At 37.8% G+C, this 1,383-nt stretch carries 1 protein-coding gene; it reads right to left on the reverse strand.

Features of this window, described 5'->3' with window-relative positions; all coding sequences use genetic code 11:
• Positions 1–79: 79 nt before the first annotated feature.
• A partial coding sequence (locus MHH23_RS20090) for an IS1182 family transposase (RefSeq protein WP_340960160.1) occupies positions 80–1,383 on the reverse strand: 1,304 nt, incomplete at its 5' end.

The raw sequence follows: 1,383 nt of genomic DNA on the forward strand, positions 1-1,383 counted from the left end.
TCAGACCGTAGACAAACCCCACCTTTACTTCAAGTAAAGGTGGGGTTTTCACTTAATTTAATAAAATTGATCAGTTACCTTACGTTGGACTAGGTCCTTTCCATGTCCAGTTTGCTAATTTCTTAAGATTCATGGCAGCGAAAGTAAGCATCGCCTGCATCGAAACTTTTTTCAATCCTCGAAGTTTCGTCCATCGCATTCCATGCTTTTCTTTTGCATCCGCAAAAACGCGTTCAATCGTTTCTTTCCGTTTTGCATAGATGTTCTTATTCATTTCAGTGAGTCTCAGATGGTCTGCTTCGTCTAGGTAGTCCTGCCAAATATGTCGGTGAATCTGTTTGGTGTGATTTTGACTTTGTGTACAGTTATCTAGAAACGAGCAGGATTTACATACCTCTGAATCGGACGCATATTGCTTATATCCCTCTCTAGTCGTTGTACGATAAGAAAGAATTTGCCCGTTTGGGCAAATGTAACAATCAAAATGTGCGTCATATACGTATTCATTCTTTTTCAAGTAACCAGCTTTTGTTCTCGGGCGGGTGTAAGGCATGACAGGTCTTATCTCTTGATCCATTAAAAACTTGGCGATATATGGTGTTTTATATCCAGCATCAACTGCGACTACATTGGGTTTTCCGACTTTCTTTGTCACCTTTGATACGAGTGAATCTAACATACGACTATCATGAACATTTCCACCAGTGACCAGTGATCCTAAAATAAATCCTTTTGAATCACAAGCCGTATGAAATGAATAAGCAAATAATTTTTCACGTTCATCCTTTACATAGTAGCCACTCTCTGGGTCAGTTGTACTGACCTTGATTTCTTTTTTCTCTTTCTTATTCTGTAGGGGTAACGGCTTTTTTCCATGTTCCTCACGATCAACATTGATCTCCTCATGAAGCTGATTTTGATAACTTCTCGTTTCTACTCGAACAATTTTCTTTTCAAGTTTTTTCTTATTGGCGTTTGCTTTTACATGAGTTGAATCAATGAAAGCGATAGATGGATCAACGAGACCTTTTTTCATCGCTTCTCTTAAGATTCGATAAAAAATTTGTTCGAATAAATCTGTATCATGAAAGCGTCTCACGTAGTTCTTACCGAAGGTAGAAAAGTGCGGAATTTTCTCCGAAAATCCATATCCAATAAACCAACGATAAGCCACATTAGTTTCAATTTCTTTAATGGTTTGACGCATAGAGCGAATGCCAAATAGGTATTGGATCAAAACCATTTTAATAAGAACAACGGGATCCACACTTGGTCTGCCGTTATCAGAACTATAATGATCTTTGACAAGATCATACACGAAATCAAAATCGATCGCTTGATCAATTTTTCGTACAAGATGATCTTCAGGCACTAATTCATCTA

This window comes from Bacillus sp. FSL K6-3458, assembly GCF_038005045.1.
In the GTDB taxonomy this organism is placed as follows: Bacteria; Bacillota; Bacilli; order Bacillales; family Bacillaceae; genus Bacillus; species Bacillus altitudinis.